Raw genomic sequence first — 18,650 nt, 5'->3', positions numbered from 1 at the left:
GGGGCATGAGGTTCCCGCCATGAGTCACCGCCAGCCCGTGCGGGTCGTCGACCGCCACGCCTTCGACACGATCATCGATGCCCGTTCGCCGGCCGAGTTCGCGCTCGACCACATCCCGGGCGCCATCAACTGCCCCGTGCTCGATGACGAGGAGCGCCGCATCGTCGGCACCGTCTACGTGCAGACCGGCGCCTTCGAGGCGCGGCGCATCGGCGGCGCGATGGTCGCGGCCAACATCGCGCGGCATCTGCGCCGACACGCTGGCCGACCGGCCCGAGAAGTGGAAGCCGCTGGTCTACTGCTGGCGCGGCGGCATGCGCAGCGGCTCGATGGTGACCTGGCTGCGGCTGGTGGGCTGGGATGCGCAGCAGCTCGCGGGCGGCTACAAGAGCTTCCGGCGCCACGTGATCTCGCAGCTCGACGCGCTGACGCCGCGGCTCGACCTGCGCGTGATCTGCGGCGCCACCGGCAGCGCCAAGACCCGCGTGCTGCATGCGCTGGCCGCGCGCGGCGAGCAGGTGCTCGACCTCGAGGACTTCGCGCACCACAAGGGCTCGCTGCTGGGTTCGCTGCCGGGCGTGGCGCAACCCTCGCAGAAGCATTTCGAGACCCGCATCGCGACGGTGCTCGAAGGCATCGACCTGCAGCGCCCGCTGTACGTCGAGGGCGAGAGCATCCGCATCGGCCGGCTCTCGCTGCCGCTGTCATTGGTGGCGAAGATGCGCGCCGCGCCCTGCATCGAGGTGGTGGCCACGCCCGAGGCGCGGCTGGCCTACCTGCTGCGCGACTACGCCTACCTCGGCGACGACCGCGCGGCGCTGGCCGGCCAGCTCGGCCTGCTCAAGGAACTGCAGGGCAAGGAGACGGTGGCGCGCTGGCAGCAGTGGGCGCACGAGGCGCAATTGCCGCTGCTCTTCGCCGAGCTGATGGCGCTGCACTACGACCCGCACTACGAGAAATCGCAGGAGCGCCACTTCAAGACCTGGGCCGCCCGGCGCCGCGTGGCCGCGGCCGACCTCGGCGATCAGGGCATCGAGGCGCTGGCCGACGCGGTGCGCGCGCTCGAGGGCGACGCCAGCCCGTCGGCATAGAGCACGCCGCGCGGTGCGCGGCACAGCCCCCACAGCCGCAGCCCGCTGAGCTCGGCCATGCGCACGCCCATCGCGGTCGGCGCCGAGATGGTGGCCATGGCCGCGATGCCGAGCCGCGCGCACTTGCGCACCAGCTCGTGGCTGCCGCGGCTCGACAGCACCACGAAGCCCGGCTCGCCGAGCCGCCCGGTGCGCGCGAGCCGGCCCAGCAGCTTGTCGAGCGCGTTGTGGCGGCCCACGTCCTCGAGCACCTCGACCAGCTCGCCCTCGAGCGTGGCCCAGCCCGCGGCATGGATCGCGCCGGCGCTGGCATTGAGCAGCTGGCGCGCGGGCAGCGCCGCGAAGGCGCGCAGCACGGTGGGCAGGTCGATGCGTGCCAGCCAGTCGTGCGCGGGCAGGCGTTCGGACGCGAGGTCGAGCGCGGCGAAGCTCTCGACGCCGCAGACGCCGCAGCCGGTGCGGCCCGCGAGGCTGCGCCGGCGGCCCTTGAGGCGCTCGAAGGCGCGCGTGGAGATCTCGAGCCGCACCTCCACGCCAGGCATGCCCTCGGGCAGGCCGGCATCGTGCGCATCGACCGCCTCGACCTCGATGCCGCGACAGTCGTCGGCGGCGTCGAGGATGCCCTCGCTGAGCGCGAAGCCCAGCGCGAAGTCCTCGAGCTCCTGCGGCGTGGCCATCATCACGGCATGCGAGATGCCGTTGAACACCAGCGCCACCGGCACCTCGGCCGCGAGCGTGTCCTCGCGCGCGATGCCGGCGGGCGGCGCGCCGGCCTCGCCATAGACGCGCACGCCCAGGCGCGAGATCGAGGGCAGCGGTGCGAGTTCGGTGTCGGTGGACATGGCGCGGAAGCGAAGGAGTGGGCGCCTATTGTGGGCCTGCCCGCCGCGGCGGGCCAGGCGTTCAGGCGGCGGGCGCGTCGCTGACGAGGGATTCGGCCAGCGCGCGGCCGGCATCGCTGAGGCGCGCCAGCCAGCGCTCGCCGTCGCGCTCGACCGCGACCCAGCCCGGCCCCGGCACGCCGCCGAGGGCCGCGTCGCCCATCAGCGCGAGCTGGCGCATCAGCACGCTCGCGCCCTGGCCCAGCCGCTTGCCCAGGCGCGGCAGCGAGACGCTGTCCAGGCCCTCGGCCTCGAACTCGGCCAGCGCCAGCAGGATCGCGGCGGGCAGCGGCAGGGCATCGTTTGCTTCGTCGGACATGGCGCGCGCCAGCCTCAGGCCGCGATCGCTTCGCCCGTAACCGAGGCCGGGCCTTCCTCGGCCTGCGCGATGTGCGCCACCAGCATCACGGGAATCGACTTCGAGGTTGGCGTGCCCGCGTTCTCGGCCACCGAGGACAGCGGCACCAGCGGATTGGTCTCGGGGTAGTAGGCCGCGAGGTTGCCGCGCGGGATGTCGTAGGCCACGAGCTTGAAGCGGTCGGCGCGCCGTTCCTGGCCGTCGTCCCACACCGTGAGGATGTCGACCCAGTCGCCGTCCCTGAAGCCCAGCGCGCGGATGTCCTCGGCATGGATGAACACCACGCGGCGCTGGCCGAACACGCCGCGGTAGCGGTCGTCCATGCCGTAGATGGTGGTGTTGTACTGGTCGTGCGAACGCGTGGTCAGCAGGGTGAAGACCTTCGCGTCGCCCTTGCGGCCGTGGCGCGCGCGGGCGCGGTGCACCGGCGTGTCGGTCGGCACCGCATGGGTGAAGAACACGGCCTTGTGCTGCGGCGTGTTCCACACGCGCTCGCTCGCGGTGTTGCGCAGGCGAAAGCCGCCGGGCGTGGCGACGCGCGTGTTGAAGTCCGCGAAGTCGTCGAACACGGCCTCGATCTTGTCGCGGATGCGCGCGTAGTCCTCGATCATCCAGAGCCACGGCGTGCGGCTGCGCGCACCGAGCGTGGCGGCCGCGAGGCGCGCGACGATGGCGGGCTCCGACAGCAGCTGCGCCGAGGCCGGCGGGTTGATGCCCATCGAGATGTGCACCATGCTCATCGAGTCCTCCACCGTCACGCCCTGCGCGCCGGCGGCCTGCATGTCGATCTCGGTGCGGCCCAGGCAGGGCAGGATCAGCGCCTCGCGCCCGTGCACCACGTGGCTGCGGTTGAGCTTGGTCGCGACGTGCACCGTGAGGTCGCACTGGCGCAGGCCCTTCCAGGTCTGGTAGGTGTCGGGCGTGGCGGCCGCGAAGTTGCCGCCGAGCGCGAAGAACACGCGGCCACGGCCGTCGAGCATGGCCTGGATCGCCTCCACGGTGTCGAAGCCGTTCTCGCGCGGCGGCTCGAAGCCGAACACCTGCTGCAGCCGGTCGAGCAGCGCGGCCGGCGGCTTCTCCCAGATGCCCATGGTGCGGTCGCCCTGCACGTTGCTGTGGCCGCGCACCGGGCAGGCGCCCGCGCCCTCGCGGCCCATGTGGCCGCACAGCATCAGCAGGTTGACGATCATCTGGATCGTGGCCACCGAATGCTGGTGCTGCGTGATGCCCATGCCCCAGCAGGCGATGACGCGTTTGGCGCCGAGGTAGACCTCGGCCGCGGCGCGGATGTCGGCCTCGGACAGGCCCGATTCCTGTTCGAGCAGCTCCCACGACTCGGCGCGCAGGTCGGCGGCCAGCGACTCGAAGCCGGTGGTGTGGGTGGCGATGAACTCGCGGTCGAGCAGCGAGGCGCCGCTGGCGACGATGCTCTGGTCGTCGCGCTCGATGACGTGCTTCATCATGCCCTTGAGGGCCGCGAAGTCGCCGCCCACGCGCAGCTGGTAGTAGTGGGTGCTGATCGGCGTCGAGCCCAGCGTGGCCATCTCGATCTTGCTCTGCGGATCCTGGAAGCGCTCGAGGCCGCGCTCGCGCAGCGGGTTGAAGCTCACGATGCGCGCGCCGCGCTTGGAGGCCGCGCGCAGCTCGCCGAGCATGCGCGGATGGTTGGTGCCGGGGTTCTGGCCGAAGATGAAGATCGCGTCGGCCTTGTCGAAGTCGTCGAGCGTGACCGTGCCCTTGCCCACGCCGATCTGCGGCCGCATGCCGCTGCCGCTGGGCTCGTGGCACATGTTCGAGCAATCGGGGAAGTTGTTGGTGCCGTACTCGCGCACGAACAGCTGGTAGAGGAAGGCGGCTTCGTTGCTGGCACGGCCCGAGGTGTAGAAGATCGCCTGGTTGGGATCGGGCAGCGCATTGAGGTGGCGCGCGATCAGCTCGAAGGCCGCGTCCCATTCGATCGGGCGGTACTTGTCGCTCGCGCGGTCGTAGACCATCGGGTGCGTGAGCCGGCCCTGGTCCTCGAGCCAGAAGTCGCTCTGCTGCATCAGCTCGGCCACCGTGTGCTTCGCGAACAGCTCGGGCCCGGCGCGGCGCGCGGTGGCCTCGGCCGCCACGGCCTTCACGCCGTTCTCGCAGAACTCGAAGGTCGAGGCATGGTTGCGGTCGGGCCAGGCGCAGCCCGGGCAGTCGAAGCCGTCGGGCTGGTTGGCCGACAGCAGGGTCTTCGCGCCCTTGAGGGGGATGTCCTGCCGCAGCAGCGTGGTCTTCACGCTGCGCAACGCGCCCCAGCCGCCCGCGGGGCCCTTGTAGAACTCGATCTTCTGTTCGCCGATATCGCCAATGCTCATGCGGGAGAGTGTTCGCCGCGTGCGCCGGGAGCGTCAAATTGAATCGGGACATGCTCCGATTCAAAACGGAAATGACGGGCCCGCGCCGGGCCGGCTCAGCCCGCGGCGCGCGGCGCCAGCACCTCCTCGACGAAGCCGATGAAGGCGCGCACCTTGGCGGCCGGCAGGTGGCGCGAGGGATAGAGCACGTGCAGCGAGAAGCGCTCATCGGGCCAGTCGGGAAAGAGGTCGACCAGCTGCCCGGCGTCGAGCAGTTCCTGGATGCCCAGCGCCTTGATCTGCGCGATGCCCGCGCCCGCGACGCAGGCGCCGAGGATGGTGCCGGGATCGGTCAGCAGCAGCCGGCCCGCGGTCGGCACCTCGATGGACTTGCGGCCGCGGCGGAATTCCCAGGCGAAGGGCTGGCCGGTCAGCGGATCGCGCACCTGGATGCAGACATGTTGCGCGAGCTCGGCCGGCTTCGCGGGCCGGCCGTGACGCGCGAGGTACCCGGGCGCGGCCACGGTCGCGACGCGGGTCTCGATCAGCTTGCGCGCCACCAGCGAGGAGGCCGGCGGCGTGCCGAAGCGCAGCGCAATGTCGAAGCCCTCGCCCACGAGGTCGCCGAGCTGGTCGCGCGCGATGAGCTCGAGCGAGAGATTGGGATGGCGCTCGACGAAGCGGTGGATGTGCGGCGCCAGCAGCAGCCGCGAGGTGAAGGCGTCGACGTTGACGCGCAGCCGGCCCTGCACCGCGCCCGCGGAGCCGCTGGCGCGCGTCACAGCGTCCTCGATGCCGAGCACCAGCGGATTGATGCTGGCATAGAGCTCGCGGCCTTCGTCGGTCAGGCCCAGCGAGCGCGTGGTGCGGTCGAGCAGCCGCACGCCGATGCGCGCCTCGAGCCGCGCGATGGCCCGGCTCACGCCCGAGGGCGTGACGCCCAGCGCATCGGCCGCCTTGGCGAAGCTGCCGCTGTCGACGACGGCGGCCAGCACGCTGACGTTGGAAAGCAGTCGTCCGTCGAGAGCCATGGGTTCATCCGTGATTTGGAGTCACGAATGATATGAGCTGCCCGGCATTTACTCAAAAGCCCGCGATTCCTAGCATTCACCGCGTCGCATTCGTTCAAGGAGAAATCACATGCATGCCATCACTGGAATCACGGGCAAGGTCGGCGGTGCCGCCGCGCGCGCGCCTGCTCGTTTCGGGCCAGAAAGTCCGCGCCGTCGTGCGCGATGGCTACAAGGCCCGGCCCTGGGCCGCGCTCGGTTGCGAGGTCGCCGTTGCCGAGATGGAAGACGCCGACGCGCTGGCGCGCGCCTTCGCCGGTTGCACCGGCGTGTTCGTGCTGCCGCCGCCGTGCTTCGATCCGCTGCCGGGCTTTCCCGAGGCACGCGCATCCATCGCCGCGGTGCGCCAGGCGCTCGAGGTGGCGCGGCCCGCGCGCGTGGTCTGCCTCTCGACCGTCGGCGCGCAGGCCACGCAGCCGAACCTGCTGAGCCAGCGCTCCCTGATGGAAGAAGCGCTGTCGCCCCTGCCGCTGCCACTCGCGCTGCTGCGGCCGGCCTGGTTCCTCGACAACCTGGCCTGGGACGTGGCACCGGCGCGCGAGCGCGGCGTGCTGCCCGGCTTCCTGCAGCCGCTCGAGCGGCCGGTGCCGATGGTCTCGACGCTCGACGTGGGCCGCGTGGCGGCCGAACTGCTGCAGGAGGACTGGCAGGGCCGGCGCGTGGTCGAGCTCGAGGGCCCGGCGCGCGTGACGCAGCACGAGATCGCCGCCGCCTTCGCGCGCGTGCTCGGCCGGCCGGTGCAGGCCGAGGCCGTGCCGCGCCAGACCTGGGGCGCGCTGTTCCGCGAACAGGGCATGCGCGACCCGGTGCCGCGCATCCAGATGCTCGACGGCTTCAACGAAGGCTGGATCGCGTTCGAGGGCGACGCTGCGTCGGTGCGCAAGGGGCGCGTGACGCTCGAGGACGTGGTGCGCCAGCTCGTGGCCGGCTGAGCCAGCTCAGGCGCCCGGCGCGTCCTGCATCAGCAGCCCGCGCAGCTTGCTGCGCAGCGGCGTGTCCGCCACGACCGGCACGCCGGCCGCCTCGCGCAGCGAGAGCTCGCGGCTCTCGGCCGTGTGCAGGTCGATCTCGCGGACCACCTGGCCGTCGTTGTAGACGAAGGCCACGTCGGCCAGCGCGAGCACGTCCTCGATGTCGTGCGTGATCATCAGCACCGGGATGCCCCAGGCGCGGCGCACCTCGGCGAGTTCTTCGCGCAGCTCGGCGCGCAGCATCGGGTTGAGCGCGGCGAAGGGTTCGTCGAGCAGCAGCACCTGCGGCCGGCAGGCCAGCGCGCGCGCGAGCGCCACGCGCTGCTGCTGGCCGCCCGAGAGCTTCTGCGGCCGGCTGTCGGCCAGCGCCGCGAGGCCGAAGCGCTCGAGCAGCGACTGCACGTTCCCGGCCTCCTCGGGCGGCAGGCGCCGGCGGCGCCAGGAGGTCAGGCCGAAGGCCACGTTCTCGCGCACCGTGAGGTGCGGGAACAGCGCGTAGTTCTGGAACAGGTAGCCCACGCGCCGCTCGGAGGCCGGCACGTCGACGCCGCCGGCGGCGTCGTAGAGTGTGCGGCCGTCGAGCCGCACATGGCCGCCCGTGGGGCGCAGCAGGCCGGCGATGGCCTGCAGGGTCAGCGACTTGCCGGCGCCCGAGGGACCGTAGAGCGCGGCGAAGGGAACGTCGGTCGAGAAGCGCGCGGCCAGGTCGAAGCGGCGGCTGCCGTCGGTGACCGTGAGCTTCAGATCGACATCAATCATGGTTTGCCGAAACCATAGCGCGTGAGCACCTCCCGTGCCGCGTCGCTCGAGAGGAAATCGATGAAATCCTTGGCCACGGCCTTCTGCTTGCTCTCGGCCACCACGGCGATCGGGTAGGTCACGGGGCTGTTGCCGCTGGGCGTGAGCACGATCTTGACCTTGTCGCCCATCACGGCCGCGTCGGTGCGGTAGACGAAGCCGGCCTCGACCTCGCCGCGGCCCACGTAGTCGAGCACCTGGCGCACGCTGTCGGCCTGCACGAACTTGGGCTCGAGCGTGGTCCAGAGGTTGGCGGCATCGAGGACCTGCTTGGTGTAGCGGCCGACCGGCACGGTGGCTGTCTTGCCGACGGCGATCTTCTTCACGGCCGGGCCGGCCAGGTCCTGCAGGCTCTTGACGCCCACGCCGTCCTTCGACGGCTCGATCAGCACCAGGCTGTTGCTGACGAAGTTCTTGCGCGTGTCGGTGTCGATGTGCTTCTGCTCGACGCCGCGGTTCATGGTCTCCTGGTCCGCGCTCGCGAACACGTCGACCGGCGCGCCCTGGCCGATCTGCTGCAGCAGCACGCCCGAGGCGGCGAAATTGAAGCGCACCGTGGTGCCGGCCTTCGCAGCCTCGAACTTGGGACCGATCTCCTTGAAGGCGTCGGTCAGGCTGGCCGCGGCCGAGACGGTGATCTGCTGCGCGGCGGCGCCGATCGGAAGCGCGAGGGAGAGGACGGAAGCGAGGGCGAGGGACGACAAGGCGCGGATGGAACGCATGCGAAGCTCCTGGATGAATCAGCGGAGGGAAAAGAATCGGTTGGACAGCACCAGCACCGTGATCGACAGCAGCGAGGTCACGATCACCAGCAGCAGCGCGAGGTCGTCGTGGCCGGCCTGCACGGCGTCGTAGATCGCCATCGACAGGGTCTGGGTCTGTTGCGGGATCGAGCCGGCCACCATCAGCGAGGCGCCGAACTCGCCCATGGCGCGCGCGAACGCCAGCAGCGTGCCGGCCAGGATGCCGGGCCAGGCCAGCGGCAGGGTGACGCGCAGGAACACCGAGAAGCGCGACTGGCGCAGGGTGCTGGCCGCGGCCTCGAGCGAGCGGTCGACGCCCGCGAAGGCGGCGCTGGCCGACTTGAGCACCAGCGGCAGCGCGACCACGGCCGAGGCCACCACGGCGCCATGCCAGCTGAAGATGATGGTGTAGTCGAAGTGCTCGCGCAGCCAGGCGCCCAGCGGGCTGCGCCGGCCCGCCACCACCAGGATGCCGTAGCCGATGACCGTGGGCGGCAGCACCAGCGGCAGCATGAACACCGCCTCGAGCACGCTGTGGCCCCAGAAACGCTTGCGCGCGAACAGCCAGCCCAGGGCCAGCCCGACGACCAGCGCGAGCAGCGTCGCCACGCTGGCGACCTGGATCGACAGCACCAGCGGATGCCAGTCGGTCTGCGTGATGAGCGATTGCGTCGTGTTCATGAAGATACGGCGTAATTGTTGCATGAGGCGCCGGAACGGCTCGGCGATGGAACACGGGTTCCAGGTTTTATTAGGGTAAATCCAGTGTGCGGCGAGCGCGCGACGGGTGCGCATCCCGAGGCTCCTCCATATACTGGCAGATACAGCGTCGCAGACCTTTACCCCCGAGACCGCGGCGCCAGATCCACCCCTGTCCCACGAGGACCCCGACCGACCGCCGACCATGCGCGCCTCCGCCCACGACACCGTTGTCCGCTCGATCTCCGGCCGGCCCCGAGCTGCGCCAGGTGACGCAGGTCCAGGAATGGCGCGTCGAGCGCACGCTCGACGACGACGGCGGCGTGGTGCTGTCGATCGTGGCGCCCGGCGGCGAGAGCCAGTCCTTCCTGGTCGGCCAGGCCGACGCGCACGACATCGGCGAGGTGCTGCGCCGCAAGGCCGCCTGGGTCGAGCGGCTCGACCACGGGGAACCGCAGCGCCGACCATGAGGTGGCGCCACATGACGGGTGCCGAGCGCATCCTCGAAGTGCTGCTGACGCGGCGTTCGGTCTCGCCGCGCCGGCTGCGGCCGCCCGGTCCCAATCCCGAGGAACTCGACGGCCTGCTGCAGGCCGGCCTGCGCGCACCCGACCACGGCGCGCTGCATCCCTGGCGCGTGATCGAGTTCCGGCCCGCGAGCCGCGAGGCGCTGGCCGACTGCTTCGAGCAGGAGAAGCTGCGGCGCGACCCGCTCGCGAGCCCCGCCGACCTGGGCCGCGCGCGCGAGCACGCGTTGCGGCCGCCGCTGCTGCTGGCCTTCGTGGTGTCGCCGCGCGCGCGCAGCCAGGTGCCCGCGCGCGAGCAGTGGCTCAGTGCCGGCGCGGCGCTCGGCAACATCCTGAGCGCGGCGCACCAGCTCGGCTACGGCGCGATCGTGCTGAGCGGCGAGCGCTGCTTCGACGAGACGCTGGCGCGCCAGCTCGGCGTGCAGCCCGGCGAGGAGCTGGTCGGCTTCGTCAGCGTGGGCACGATCGCGGAAGCACCGCCGCAGCCGCGCGAGACACTGTCGCAGAACGTATGGTCGTGCTGGCAGGGCGAGGCGCCGTGGGTGGCGTCGCCCGGCGCGCTACCGCCGCCGCCGGAAGCCGGCTAGCGCATCCGGTCGTCGGAGCGCGTGTCGGGCAGCCGCTCGAGCCGCGCGCCGAACCAGCCCACGCGCTCGGTCTCGCGCACGTCGAAGCGCGGCACGTAGGGCTTGATGTCGAGCACCGGGGTGCCGTCCATCATGTCGTTGCCGCTGAAGTGCAGGGTGCCGCCCTCCACCGCCGTGAGCCGCACGATCGACAGCCCCAGCCGATTGGGCCGCGCGGGCGCGCGCGTGGCGAAGACGCCGTGCGAGGCATCGTCGAGGAAGGGCACGACCTCGAGCTTCTCGTTCTCGCAGGCATGCAGCCGCGTGATCAGGATCAGGTAGTCGAAGCCCTCGATGTCGCGCAGCCCCGGCACGAATTCGGGATGGACCTCGACGCGGCCCGTCTCCTCGGGCGCGCCCGCGGTCTGGATCGGCATGCCGGTGGCCTCGGTGAAGCGGCTGCGCACCACGCCCACGGGGCGCAGCACGATCTCGTCGCGCGCCGGTGCGTTCATGGCGCGAGCAGCCGCGTGAGGGCGCGGATGTCGGCGGCCGTGGCCAGCCGCGCGGCGTTCTCGATCGCGCGGTAGTGCTTGACGATCTCCTCGCCCACCGGCGTGAGCGCCGTGCCGCCACCGTGCGAACCGCCGGCGGCGGTGTTCACCGCGGGCGAGTTCAGCGCATGGTTCATCTCGTCGATCAGCATCCAGGCACGCCGGTACGACATGCCCAGCAGCCGGGCCGCCCCCGAGATCGAGCCGGTCTCGGCCACGGCCTCGAGCACGGCGATCTTGCCGGGGCCGATGGCGATGACGTCGTCGCGGTAGACGCGCAGGCGGAACTGGACTTTGGATTTCATGGCGGACGGAAAAAGCGCGGGCGTGGGCGAGAAGGGTAAACGATGCAGCGACCGGCCCGGCCGCCGGATTACCCGATGGCGCGGACTCGCTCGTCGAAGTCGTCATGTCAGAATGAACACAGCGCCAGGGCCGGCCCACGCCGGCTGGCCATCGGATGAGGAATCGAAGCATGCGCCCCCTGCCCCTCGAAGCCTCCGGCAGCACCGCGCGCCGGCTGCTCGGCATCGCCGCGATCGTCGCCCTGCTCGCGGGCTGCGCCGGCGCGCCGCCCACCGCACCGGCCGCGGCCACGGGCCATGGCCCCTCGGCCAGCGACGAGGCCTCGCCGGCCTTCACGGTCTCGGGGGCAGTACTCAAGCGCGCGCGCTTCGACCTCGCCGAGCTGCGCGCCATGCCCGCGACCACGCTCACGGTCGGTGCCGACACCTACACGGGCGTGAGCCTGTGGTCGCTGCTCAACGATCCCGCGGTCGGGCTGCAGGCCGATGCGCGCGTGCGCAATCCGCTGCTGTCGATGTACGTGGTGGCCATCGGCAGCGACGGCTATCGCGCGGTGGTGTCGCTGGGGGAGATGTCGCCGGAGTTCGGCAACAGGACGGCGCTCTTGGCCTACGCGCGCAACGGCACGCCACTGGGCCGCAACGGCGCGGCGCGCCTGGTGGTGGCCGGCGACCGGAAGCCGGGCCGTTCGGTGGCGCGGCTGGCCGCGATCGAGGTGTTCGCGGCGCAGCCTTCGGGGCGCTGACGATGAGCCGGGACGTTCGCTCCCGGCGGAGACGACGAAGACCGACGGCTGCTGCGCAACTCGGTTCGTTGCCACGCTCGTCAACCACCCGAGGCTGCACCGCTCCCAGGCTCATGGGCCGGCCTGCGCCGCTGCCGCACCGTCGTTGCGGCGGCCGGTGGCCAGACGTACCGCGGCCCTTCCTTGCGGACGAAGGCCTGCGTCGCGGTCCGGTGCTCTTCGCTGGCCAGGGCGATGGCTTGCGCGGTCGCCTCCATCGCCAGCATCGTCGGCAAATCGCTCTGGAGCGATGCGTCCAGTGCCTGCCGGGTGAGCGAAAGCGCGGTCGGCGAGCCGCTGGCGAGGACGGCGGCGAGTTCGTCCGCGCGCGCGTGGAGCTTGCGCCACGGCAGCACTTCGAGCGCCAGGCCCATGGCCCGCGCTTCCCTGGCGTCGATCTCGCGCGCCGACAGGGCGAGGGCCTTGGCCTGCTGCAGGCCCACGAGGCGCGGGAGGGTGTAGAGCGCGGCGCAATCGGGAACCAGGCCGACACGCTGGAACACCAGGCACAGCCTTGCGCGATCGCTCAGCAGGACCAGGTCGGCCAGGAGCGCGAGGCTCATGCCGGCGCCGAAGGCCACGCCGTCCACGGCGGCGATCACCGGTCGCGGAAAACCGTGCAGTGCGAGCACGAGCCGGCGGTACCGGCCCATGCCTTCGAGGGCCTCGCCCGCCTGGCGAACGCCGTGTCCCGCCATATCGCGCACGTCGCCGCCGGCGCAGAAGGCGCGGCCCGCGCCGCGCAGGACGAGCACGCGCACGCCGGGGTCCGCGGCAAGCCGACCCAGCGCGGTCGTCATTTCGTCGGCCATCGCCCGGTTGATGGCGTTGAGCGAGGCGGGGCGGTTGAGCGTGAGCGTTGCGACGCCCTGCTCCGACACCTGGCACAGAAGGGTCTCGAAGTCCTCGGACATCGACCCGCCCTCTCAGACGATGCGCCGCTCGCGCAGCGATGCGATCGCTTCGGGCGCCAGCTCCAGCACCTCGCGCAGGATGCGATCGGTGTGCTCGCCGATCGTCGGCGGCGCGGTGGGTTGCGGCGCCGTGGTCCCGGTGAAGCGGATCGGGCTGACGCACAGCGTGACTTCTCCGGCCGTGGGGTGCGGCACGCGCTGCGTCACGCCGCGGTGCACCACCTGCGGATCGGCGAACACTTCCGGATAACGATGGATCGGGCCGCTGGGGATGCCCGCCTTTTCCAGCGCCGCCAGCAGCTCGCCGGCGCGCCATTGCCGGGTGAGCGCGTTGAACACGTCTGCCAGTTCGCGGCGGTGTCCCAGGCGCGCCGAATTGGTGACGAAGCGCGGATCGTCGGCCAGCTGCGGCTGCTCCAGCACGCCGCAGAATGCCCGGTACTGCGCCTCGCTGCCGCAGATGACGATGATGCCGCCGTCGGCGCATTCGAACGCCTGCGAAGGCAGGCCGCCGTTGCCTTCGGTGCCACGGCGCGGCGGGATCACGCCGGCCGCCAGGTAGGTCATGACCGAATGCGTCTGGGCGGCGATGGTGCAGTCGAGCAAGGCAATGTCGATGTGCCGGCCCATGCCCGTGCCCCGGGGGCCGTCGCGTTCGTACAGCGCGGCCAGCACCCCCGAGGCGGCGTACTGCCCGGCGATGAAGTCGGCGAGGCTGGGGCCGGTCTTCATCGGGCCGCCGCCAGGCACGCCGTCGGGCAGGCCGGTCACGCTCATCATCCCGCTCATGGCCTGGAACACGGTGTCGTAGCCCGGCAGGTGACTCTTGGGACCGGTCTGACCGAAGCCGGTCACCGAGCAGTAGATGAGTCGCGGATTCAGCGCGCGCAAGGACGCATGGTCCAGCTGGTAGCGGGCGAGGTCGCCGACCTTGAAGTTCTCGAGCAGCACGTCGGAGCGCGCCGCCAGTCGCCGGACCAGGTCCTGCCCCTGCGCACTGGCGATGTCGATGGTGATCGACTGCTTGTTGCGGTTGGCGGACAGGTACATGGGCGATTCGCGCGTGTCGTTGCCCTCGCGGTCCTTCAGGAACGGAGGGCCCCAGCGGCGCGCCTCATCGCCATTGCCGGGGCGCTCGACCTTGATGACTTCCGCGCCGAGGTCCGCCAGGGCCTGCGCGGCCAGCGGGCCGGCCAGGATGCGGCTCAGGTCGAGCACCTTGACGCCGCTGAGCGGCATGCGTGGGCGGGTATCGTTCATGCGGTTTCCTCCAGATGCCAGGCCAGGGCCGCCAGGGCCAGTTGCTGCGCCTGCGCGCCGCCCAGGTCCGAGCGCAGCATCTTGGCCCGCGTGGTCCAACGGTGCAGCGGGTGTTCGAGCGTGAGGCCCATGGCGCCCATGAACTGGTGCAGGTCGTAGGTGATGGCGGGCGTGCACGCCTGCGCATGCGCCAGCGCGCGGGCGGCGTCGGCATCGCTGCCGCTGTGCGCCGCCTGCAGCGCGAGCCAGCGCGCGGCCTCCACCTCCACCGCGGCCGTGGCCAGGCGGTGCCGGATCGCCTGCAGCGCGCCCAGCGGGCGCCCGAACTGGCGACGCTCGCTCACATGCGCGACCACGGCGTTCAGACCGGCTTCGAGGCAGCCGGCGAGTTCGGCCGCGACCCCCAGCCGCCAGAGCCGGCGCAGCTCGGCCGCGTCCAGGTCGAGCGCGCGCCATGCGAGCGCATCCGGCGCGACCAGGCGGCCCACCGGATAGCCGAAGGGACTGTCCACGGCCATGACATCGGCGTCGGCGAGCACGGCGTGCTCGACCGCGTCGCCGCGAACGCAGAGCACCGAGCGCGCGCCGGGAAGCCAGCGCGCGGGCCGGTCGCGGCGCTCCCAGACGAGCGCGCAGGGGCCAGGCAGCGTGGGCGCGAGCAGCGGGCGCACCAGCGCGGCCGCGACCAGCTCCACGCACTGCGGCAGCCTGGCGAGCCGATGGACCATCGCCACCGCGGCCACGGGACCGAGTTCCTCCATGGCCGCGGCGTCGAGGAGACCGGTCGCTTCCAGGTCGGCCTGCAGCGGCGCGGAGCACTCGAAGTGGCTGGCGTGGGACAGCGCCCGCGTCTCGTGCTCCAGCGCGATGCGTTCGACCGCATCCAGCAGCGCCGCCTGATCGGGGTTGAATTGAAGGTTCATGAGCGCTCCAGGCGGGATTCGCGTGGCAGCCGCAGCCAATCGTTGGCCACCAGGTTGAGCTGGATTTCGGCCGCGCCCGAAGCGATGCCGGCGGCGATGGCGCGTTCGTGGTGCGCCAGCACGAGCGGCCAGCGGTCGCCGCACAGCGCATCGCCGAAATGCGCGAGCGCGAAGTCCGACACGGCATGGTCGGCCTTGACGACGGCGACGCGCGCCAGGTTGGAGACGGCGCTGGGGGGCAGCCCGCGCGCGCGCTCGTCGACCACGCGGTAGACCAGCAGGCGCGCCGCCTCGCACGCGGCCAGGGCCTGCGCGGCCTGGGCCCGAACGGCGCTGTCGGCGAACCGGTCTTGCGCAGTCAGCTCGCCGACCATCCGGTCCAGCACGCGGCGCGAGAACGCGTAGCGGGCCAGGCCCACGCGCTCCAGCGAGAGCGCATAGCCGATGATGGCCCAGGCCTGCCCTTCCTCGCCAAGGCGCGCCGCCGCGGGCACCACCACGTCGTCGAAGAAGACTTCGTGGATGTCGCCATGGCCGATCAGCGACGGGATCGGGCGCACGGTGATGCCCGCCGTGTCCATGGGCACCAGGAAGATGGCGATGCCGCCCTTGCCCGCGCCGGTGCGCGCCAGCAGGAAACAGGTCTGCGCCATGCCGGCATAGGAGGTCCACACCTTGCTGCCGTTGATGACGTACTCGTCGCCGCGCGGCACCGCGCGCGTGGCCAGCGCGGCGAGGTCGGAACCGGCCGAGGGTTCGGAGAATCCCTGGCACCACACCGCGCGGCCCGCAGCCATGTCGGGCAGGTAGCGTGCTTGTTGCTGCGGCGTTCCGAATTTCATCAGCGTGGCGCCGATGAAGTTGGCGTTCATGTATTGCGGCCCGCGCGGCTCGCCCGCGGCGAACAGTTCCTCGCCGATGATGAAGTGCTCCCATGCCGGCGCGTCGCGTCCGCCATGCGCGGCCGGCCAATGCGGCACCAGCAGGCCCTCGGCCGCGAGCTTGGGGCAGAACGCCAGCGAAAACGCCGTCTGCGCCGGCGAGCCCGGGCCATGGCGGCTGATGTGTTCCCAGTCGGGCGGCAGCTCGCGCGCCAGCAGCGCGCGCACGCGCTCGCGCAAGGCCCGCTGTTCGGGTGTCCATTCGAAATTCATGCGTGGTTCACCTTGTGGAGATAGCTCAGGTAGCCCATGGGCACGGGGCTGCCGCCGTTGACCGCGATGAGGGCGCCGGTGGTCCACGACGCCTCGTCCGACAGGAGATAGGCGCAGAGCGGGCCGATGTCGTCGGGCGTGCCGAGGCGCCGCAGCGGCACCGTCTCCACCTGGCGGCGGATGCGGCTCTCGGAGTCGAACACTTTCGCCAGTTCCTCGGTCATCACCACCCCGGGCGCCACGGCATTGACGCGGATGCCCCGGTGCCCCCATTCGGCGGCCATGGTGAGCGTGAGGTTCTCGACCGCTGCCTTGGCCGCGCCGTAGTGCCCGGTGTTGGGATTGGGATGCGAGGCGCTGCGCGAGGTGATGTTCACGATGGAACCGCCGCGCGGCATCGCGCGAGCAGCCGCCTGCGCCGCGAAGAAGGTCCACTTGAGGTTCAGGTCGACCACGCGGTCCCATTGGTCCTCGCGCACCTCCAGCAGCGGGCCGGTGTCGCCCGGCGCCGCACTGCCGGCGTTGTTGACCCAGCCATCGATGGCGCCGAAGCGGCTTTCCGCTTCGGTCACGAGGCGCGCGATGTCGTCGGCGCGCGTCACGTCCGCGGCCACGGCGTGTGCCCGCGCGCCGAGTTTTTCCAGTTCGAGCCGGGTGGCGGCCAAGGCCTGCATCGAGCGGCCGCTGAGCACCACGTTGGCGCCGCAGCGCGCCACCGCCAGCGAGATGCCCCGGCCGATGCCGCGCCCGCCGCCGGTGACGACGACGGTCTTGCCTGACAAGGAGAACATGCGCCTACTCCGGCTTGTAGCCGATCGCCGCGGCGGCCTGCGCCCACATCTGCTGCTCGGCCATCACCTGGCTGGAATGGACTTCCGGCGGGCCGCCGACCGGAATCACGCCGGCCTGCGCGAGCCGGGCGCGGATGTCGGGCTCCTTCAGCACCTCGTTGAACGCGGCGTTCAGCCGGTCGACGATGGGCTTCGGCGTGGCGGCCGGCGCCCAGAAGCCGAACGAGAAGGCGAAGCTGAGGTCGGGCACGCCGACCTCCGCCAGCGTGGGCACGTCCGGCAGGGAAGGCGAGCGTTCAGACGCGCCGTGCGCCAGTGCCTTGATGCGGCCTTCCTTGATCATGCCGACGTAGAAGAGCGGCACGTCGATGCCCATCTGGATCTCGCCGGCGATCAGCGCCGTCGCGACCTGGGTGGATCCCTTGTACGGGATGGGCGTCGCGCCGAAGCCCGCGCGCGACTTCAGCATCTCGCCCGCCAGCAGGATGCTGCCCGCGGTGTAGCTGAAGTTGACCTTGTCGGGGTTCTTCTTCGCGTAGTCGACGAACTCGCGGAAGTTGTTCACCGGCAGCGTGCCCGGGACCATGAGCGTCATGCCGCCGCGCGCCACGCACACGACGGGCCGCATGGCGCGCAGCAGGTTGAACTTCAGGTCCTTGACCAGCACGGGCGTCAGGCTGCCGCCGCCCAGGAACAGGATGGTGTAGCCGTCGGCGGGCTGGGCGGCCGCGTATTCGGTGCCGATCAATGCCGCAGCGCCCGGCTTGTTCTCGACGATCACGGGTTGCTTGAGCTGCGCGCCCAGCCGCTCGCCGAGTGCGCGGGCCAGCGAGTCGGATCCGCCGGCGCCGAAAGGCACGATGATGCGCACCGGCTTGTCCGGAAAAGCGCCTTGCGCCAAGGCGGGCCACGGGGCGATGCCCGCCAGCGCGGCAACCGTGGCGGCCGCAACCAGGTTGCGCCGGCGGCGGGAAGGCGTGAAGGAAATCGGGTGGCCCATGGTCGTGCTCCTGTTGCGGCTTCGGGGGAATCGAGATCAACCACATGGTGGAATAATCGAGCATCGAATTTGGCGCATGCGCTCGATGACATCCAGCCCTTCGCCTACCGGCAAGGGAAATCACGGCAACCGCTGTTCCACATCATGGGCACTTCTCCCGACTCGGATCCTCGCAGCGGCACGCAGGCGATACGCCGGGCCGCCGGGGTGCTGCGCGCCCTTGGCAAAGCCGGCGCCGAGGGCGTGACGCTGGCGGAGGTGGCGGCCGATTGCGGCCTGGCCCGCTCCACCGCGCACCGCATCCTGCGCTGCCTGATCGAGGAACGGCTTGCGAGCTCGCCCGGGCGGGACAAGCGCTATCGCCTGGGCGAGCTCGTCCACGAGCTGAGCCTCGCGCCGTCCGCCAGCACGCTCGAGGTGGCGCACTGGCGGCCCGTGCTGACGGCCATCTCGCGTCGAACGGGCGCCACCGCGTACCTGATGCGTCGCAGCGGTGTCGAGGCGGTCTGTCTCGCCAAGGCGGACAGCCAGGCGCTCATGCGCTTTGTTCCGGTGGAGGTTGGCCAGCGGCGCCTGCTGGGCGTGGGCGCCGGCGCCACCGCATTGCTTGCGGCGCTGGACAAGGAACATGGCGAGCAGGTCATCGACCTGATCGCCCCCGGCCTCAAGCCCTACCCGCGCCTGAATCCGCAGAGCGTGCGCAGTGCCGTGCGCTTGGCGCGCAAGACCGGCTTCGCCTTGAGCCAGGGAACCGTGGTGAAGGACGGCTTCGGCATGGGCACCGCGGTGCCGAGCGCGGGCAGCACGCCGCACCTCGCACTCAGCATTGCCGCCCACGCCTCGGTGGTCACCGAATCGACGATCGAGGAGTGGAAGCGCGTGTTCGCGGAAGAGATGAGCGCCGGCGCCTAGGAGCGCCGCGGGGATTCCGGG

Annotated in this window: 19 protein-coding genes and 2 pseudogenes; 6 read left to right on the top strand and 15 right to left on the bottom strand. The window is 71.5% G+C overall.

Features of this window, described 5'->3' with window-relative positions:
- Positions 1 to 19 precede the first annotated feature (19 nt).
- A pseudogene (gene mnmH / locus ACHMXE_RS17990) lies at positions 20 to 1,091 on the top strand (tRNA 2-selenouridine(34) synthase MnmH).
- On the opposite strand, the gene fdhD reads toward mnmH, so the two are convergent.
- The 4 genes from fdhD to ACHMXE_RS17970 all read right to left on the bottom strand — a co-directional run bounded on the left by fdhD (position 1,025) and on the right by ACHMXE_RS17970 (position 5,688).
- Complete coding sequence (gene fdhD / locus ACHMXE_RS17985) at positions 1,025 to 1,933, bottom strand: formate dehydrogenase accessory sulfurtransferase FdhD (protein ID WP_395350430.1); 909 nt, start codon at positions 1,931 to 1,933, stop codon at positions 1,025 to 1,027. The pseudogene mnmH and the gene fdhD sit on opposite strands and share 67 nt — an antisense overlap.
- Before the next feature lie 61 nt (positions 1,934 to 1,994).
- Positions 1,995 to 2,291, bottom strand: coding sequence for a hypothetical protein (locus ACHMXE_RS17980; protein WP_395350428.1), 297 nt, complete (start codon positions 2,289 to 2,291; stop codon positions 1,995 to 1,997).
- A 14-nt stretch (positions 2,292 to 2,305) separates the two neighbouring features.
- On the bottom strand, positions 2,306 to 4,663 hold the full coding sequence (locus ACHMXE_RS17975) for an FdhF/YdeP family oxidoreductase (RefSeq protein ID WP_395352710.1): 2,358 nt from the start codon (positions 4,661 to 4,663) through the stop codon (positions 2,306 to 2,308).
- A gap of 110 nt (positions 4,664 to 4,773) precedes the next feature.
- Positions 4,774 to 5,688 (bottom strand): LysR family transcriptional regulator, encoded by a 915-nt coding sequence (locus ACHMXE_RS17970; RefSeq protein WP_395350427.1) that lies wholly within the window; start codon positions 5,686 to 5,688, stop codon positions 4,774 to 4,776.
- A gap of 109 nt (positions 5,689 to 5,797) precedes the next feature.
- Here ACHMXE_RS17970 and ACHMXE_RS17965 point away from each other — a divergent pair.
- Positions 5,798 to 6,659 (top strand): annotated as a pseudogene (locus tag ACHMXE_RS17965) (NmrA family NAD(P)-binding protein).
- Positions 6,660 to 6,665: 6 nt separating this feature from the next.
- On the opposite strand, the gene ACHMXE_RS17960 reads toward ACHMXE_RS17965, so the two are convergent.
- The 3 genes from ACHMXE_RS17960 to modB are packed head-to-tail and all read right to left on the bottom strand — an operon-like array spanning position 6,666 to position 8,920.
- Entirely contained in the window at positions 6,666 to 7,457 is a 792-nt protein-coding gene (locus ACHMXE_RS17960) for an ABC transporter ATP-binding protein (RefSeq protein ID WP_395350426.1), read from the bottom strand.
- Positions 7,454 to 8,218 carry a molybdate ABC transporter substrate-binding protein gene (modA, locus tag ACHMXE_RS17955; protein ID WP_395350424.1) on the bottom strand — a complete coding sequence of 255 codons (765 nt, stop codon included), beginning with the start codon at positions 8,216 to 8,218 and terminating at the stop codon, positions 7,454 to 7,456. Before modA ends, ACHMXE_RS17960 begins: the two co-directional genes overlap by 4 nt.
- An 18-nt stretch (positions 8,219 to 8,236) precedes the next feature.
- Positions 8,237 to 8,920 (bottom strand): molybdate ABC transporter permease subunit, encoded by a 684-nt coding sequence (gene modB, locus ACHMXE_RS17950; RefSeq protein ID WP_395350423.1) that lies wholly within the window; start codon positions 8,918 to 8,920, stop codon positions 8,237 to 8,239.
- A gap of 248 nt (positions 8,921 to 9,168) precedes the next feature.
- Here modB and ACHMXE_RS17945 point away from each other — a divergent pair, with 248 nt between their 5' ends.
- Positions 9,169 to 9,408: a hypothetical protein gene (locus tag ACHMXE_RS17945; protein ID WP_395350421.1), complete on the top strand. Its 240-nt coding sequence runs from the start codon at positions 9,169 to 9,171 to the stop codon at positions 9,406 to 9,408.
- On the top strand, positions 9,405 to 10,052 hold the full coding sequence (locus tag ACHMXE_RS17940) for a nitroreductase (RefSeq protein WP_395350419.1): 648 nt from the start codon (positions 9,405 to 9,407) through the stop codon (positions 10,050 to 10,052). The genes ACHMXE_RS17945 and ACHMXE_RS17940 overlap by 4 nt, the downstream gene beginning before the upstream one ends.
- Here the strand turns inward: ACHMXE_RS17940 and tsaA are convergent.
- On the bottom strand, positions 10,049 to 10,546 hold the full coding sequence (tsaA, locus tag ACHMXE_RS17935; RefSeq protein ID WP_395350416.1) for a tRNA (N6-threonylcarbamoyladenosine(37)-N6)-methyltransferase TrmO: 498 nt from the start codon (positions 10,544 to 10,546) through the stop codon (positions 10,049 to 10,051). The two genes, ACHMXE_RS17940 and tsaA, sit on opposite strands and share 4 nt — an antisense overlap.
- Positions 10,543 to 10,890 (bottom strand): winged helix-turn-helix domain-containing protein, encoded by a 348-nt coding sequence (locus ACHMXE_RS17930; RefSeq protein WP_395350414.1) that lies wholly within the window; start codon positions 10,888 to 10,890, stop codon positions 10,543 to 10,545. The genes tsaA and ACHMXE_RS17930 overlap by 4 nt, the downstream gene beginning before the upstream one ends.
- A 170-nt stretch (positions 10,891 to 11,060) precedes the next feature.
- Between ACHMXE_RS17930 and ACHMXE_RS17925 the strand changes: the two genes are divergently transcribed.
- Positions 11,061 to 11,636 (top strand): hypothetical protein, encoded by a 576-nt coding sequence (locus ACHMXE_RS17925; protein ID WP_395350413.1) that lies wholly within the window; start codon positions 11,061 to 11,063, stop codon positions 11,634 to 11,636.
- A gap of 80 nt (positions 11,637 to 11,716) precedes the next feature.
- Here ACHMXE_RS17925 and ACHMXE_RS17920 read toward each other — a convergent pair whose 3' ends face one another.
- Genes ACHMXE_RS17920 through ACHMXE_RS17895 form a run of 6 tightly spaced genes read right to left on the bottom strand, consistent with a single transcriptional unit; the run spans position 11,717 to position 17,717 of the window.
- Positions 11,717 to 12,589: an enoyl-CoA hydratase/isomerase family protein gene (locus tag ACHMXE_RS17920; RefSeq protein WP_395350412.1), complete on the bottom strand. Its 873-nt coding sequence runs from the start codon at positions 12,587 to 12,589 to the stop codon at positions 11,717 to 11,719.
- Positions 12,590 to 12,601: 12 nt separating this feature from the next.
- A complete protein-coding gene (locus tag ACHMXE_RS17915; RefSeq protein WP_395350410.1) occupies positions 12,602 to 13,849 on the bottom strand; it encodes a CaiB/BaiF CoA transferase family protein in 1,248 nt (415 codons plus the stop codon).
- The gene (locus ACHMXE_RS17910; RefSeq protein ID WP_395350409.1) at positions 13,846 to 14,772 is read right to left on the bottom strand and encodes an acyl-CoA dehydrogenase family protein; all 927 of its coding nucleotides are present in this window, start codon (positions 14,770 to 14,772) and stop codon (positions 13,846 to 13,848) included. Before ACHMXE_RS17910 ends, ACHMXE_RS17915 begins: the two co-directional genes overlap by 4 nt.
- Positions 14,769 to 15,926: an acyl-CoA dehydrogenase family protein gene (locus tag ACHMXE_RS17905; protein WP_395350407.1), complete on the bottom strand. Its 1,158-nt coding sequence runs from the start codon at positions 15,924 to 15,926 to the stop codon at positions 14,769 to 14,771. The genes ACHMXE_RS17910 and ACHMXE_RS17905 overlap by 4 nt, the downstream gene beginning before the upstream one ends.
- Positions 15,923 to 16,717 (bottom strand): SDR family NAD(P)-dependent oxidoreductase, encoded by a 795-nt coding sequence (locus ACHMXE_RS17900; protein ID WP_395350406.1) that lies wholly within the window; start codon positions 16,715 to 16,717, stop codon positions 15,923 to 15,925. The genes ACHMXE_RS17905 and ACHMXE_RS17900 overlap by 4 nt, the downstream gene beginning before the upstream one ends.
- Before the next feature lie 4 nt (positions 16,718 to 16,721).
- Positions 16,722 to 17,717: a Bug family tripartite tricarboxylate transporter substrate binding protein gene (locus tag ACHMXE_RS17895; RefSeq protein WP_395350405.1), complete on the bottom strand. Its 996-nt coding sequence runs from the start codon at positions 17,715 to 17,717 to the stop codon at positions 16,722 to 16,724.
- A gap of 69 nt (positions 17,718 to 17,786) precedes the next feature.
- Between ACHMXE_RS17895 and ACHMXE_RS17890 the strand changes: the two genes are divergently transcribed.
- The gene (locus tag ACHMXE_RS17890; RefSeq protein ID WP_395350403.1) at positions 17,787 to 18,629 is read left to right on the top strand and encodes an IclR family transcriptional regulator; all 843 of its coding nucleotides are present in this window, start codon (positions 17,787 to 17,789) and stop codon (positions 18,627 to 18,629) included.
- Positions 18,630 to 18,650 lie beyond the last annotated feature (21 nt).

Source organism: Variovorax sp. UC122_21 (assembly GCF_044056785.1).
Classification (GTDB): domain Bacteria; phylum Pseudomonadota; class Gammaproteobacteria; order Burkholderiales; family Burkholderiaceae_C; genus Variovorax.
Note: the sequence above shows the minus strand (reverse complement) of the source record. Positions and strands in the feature narration are given on the sequence as shown.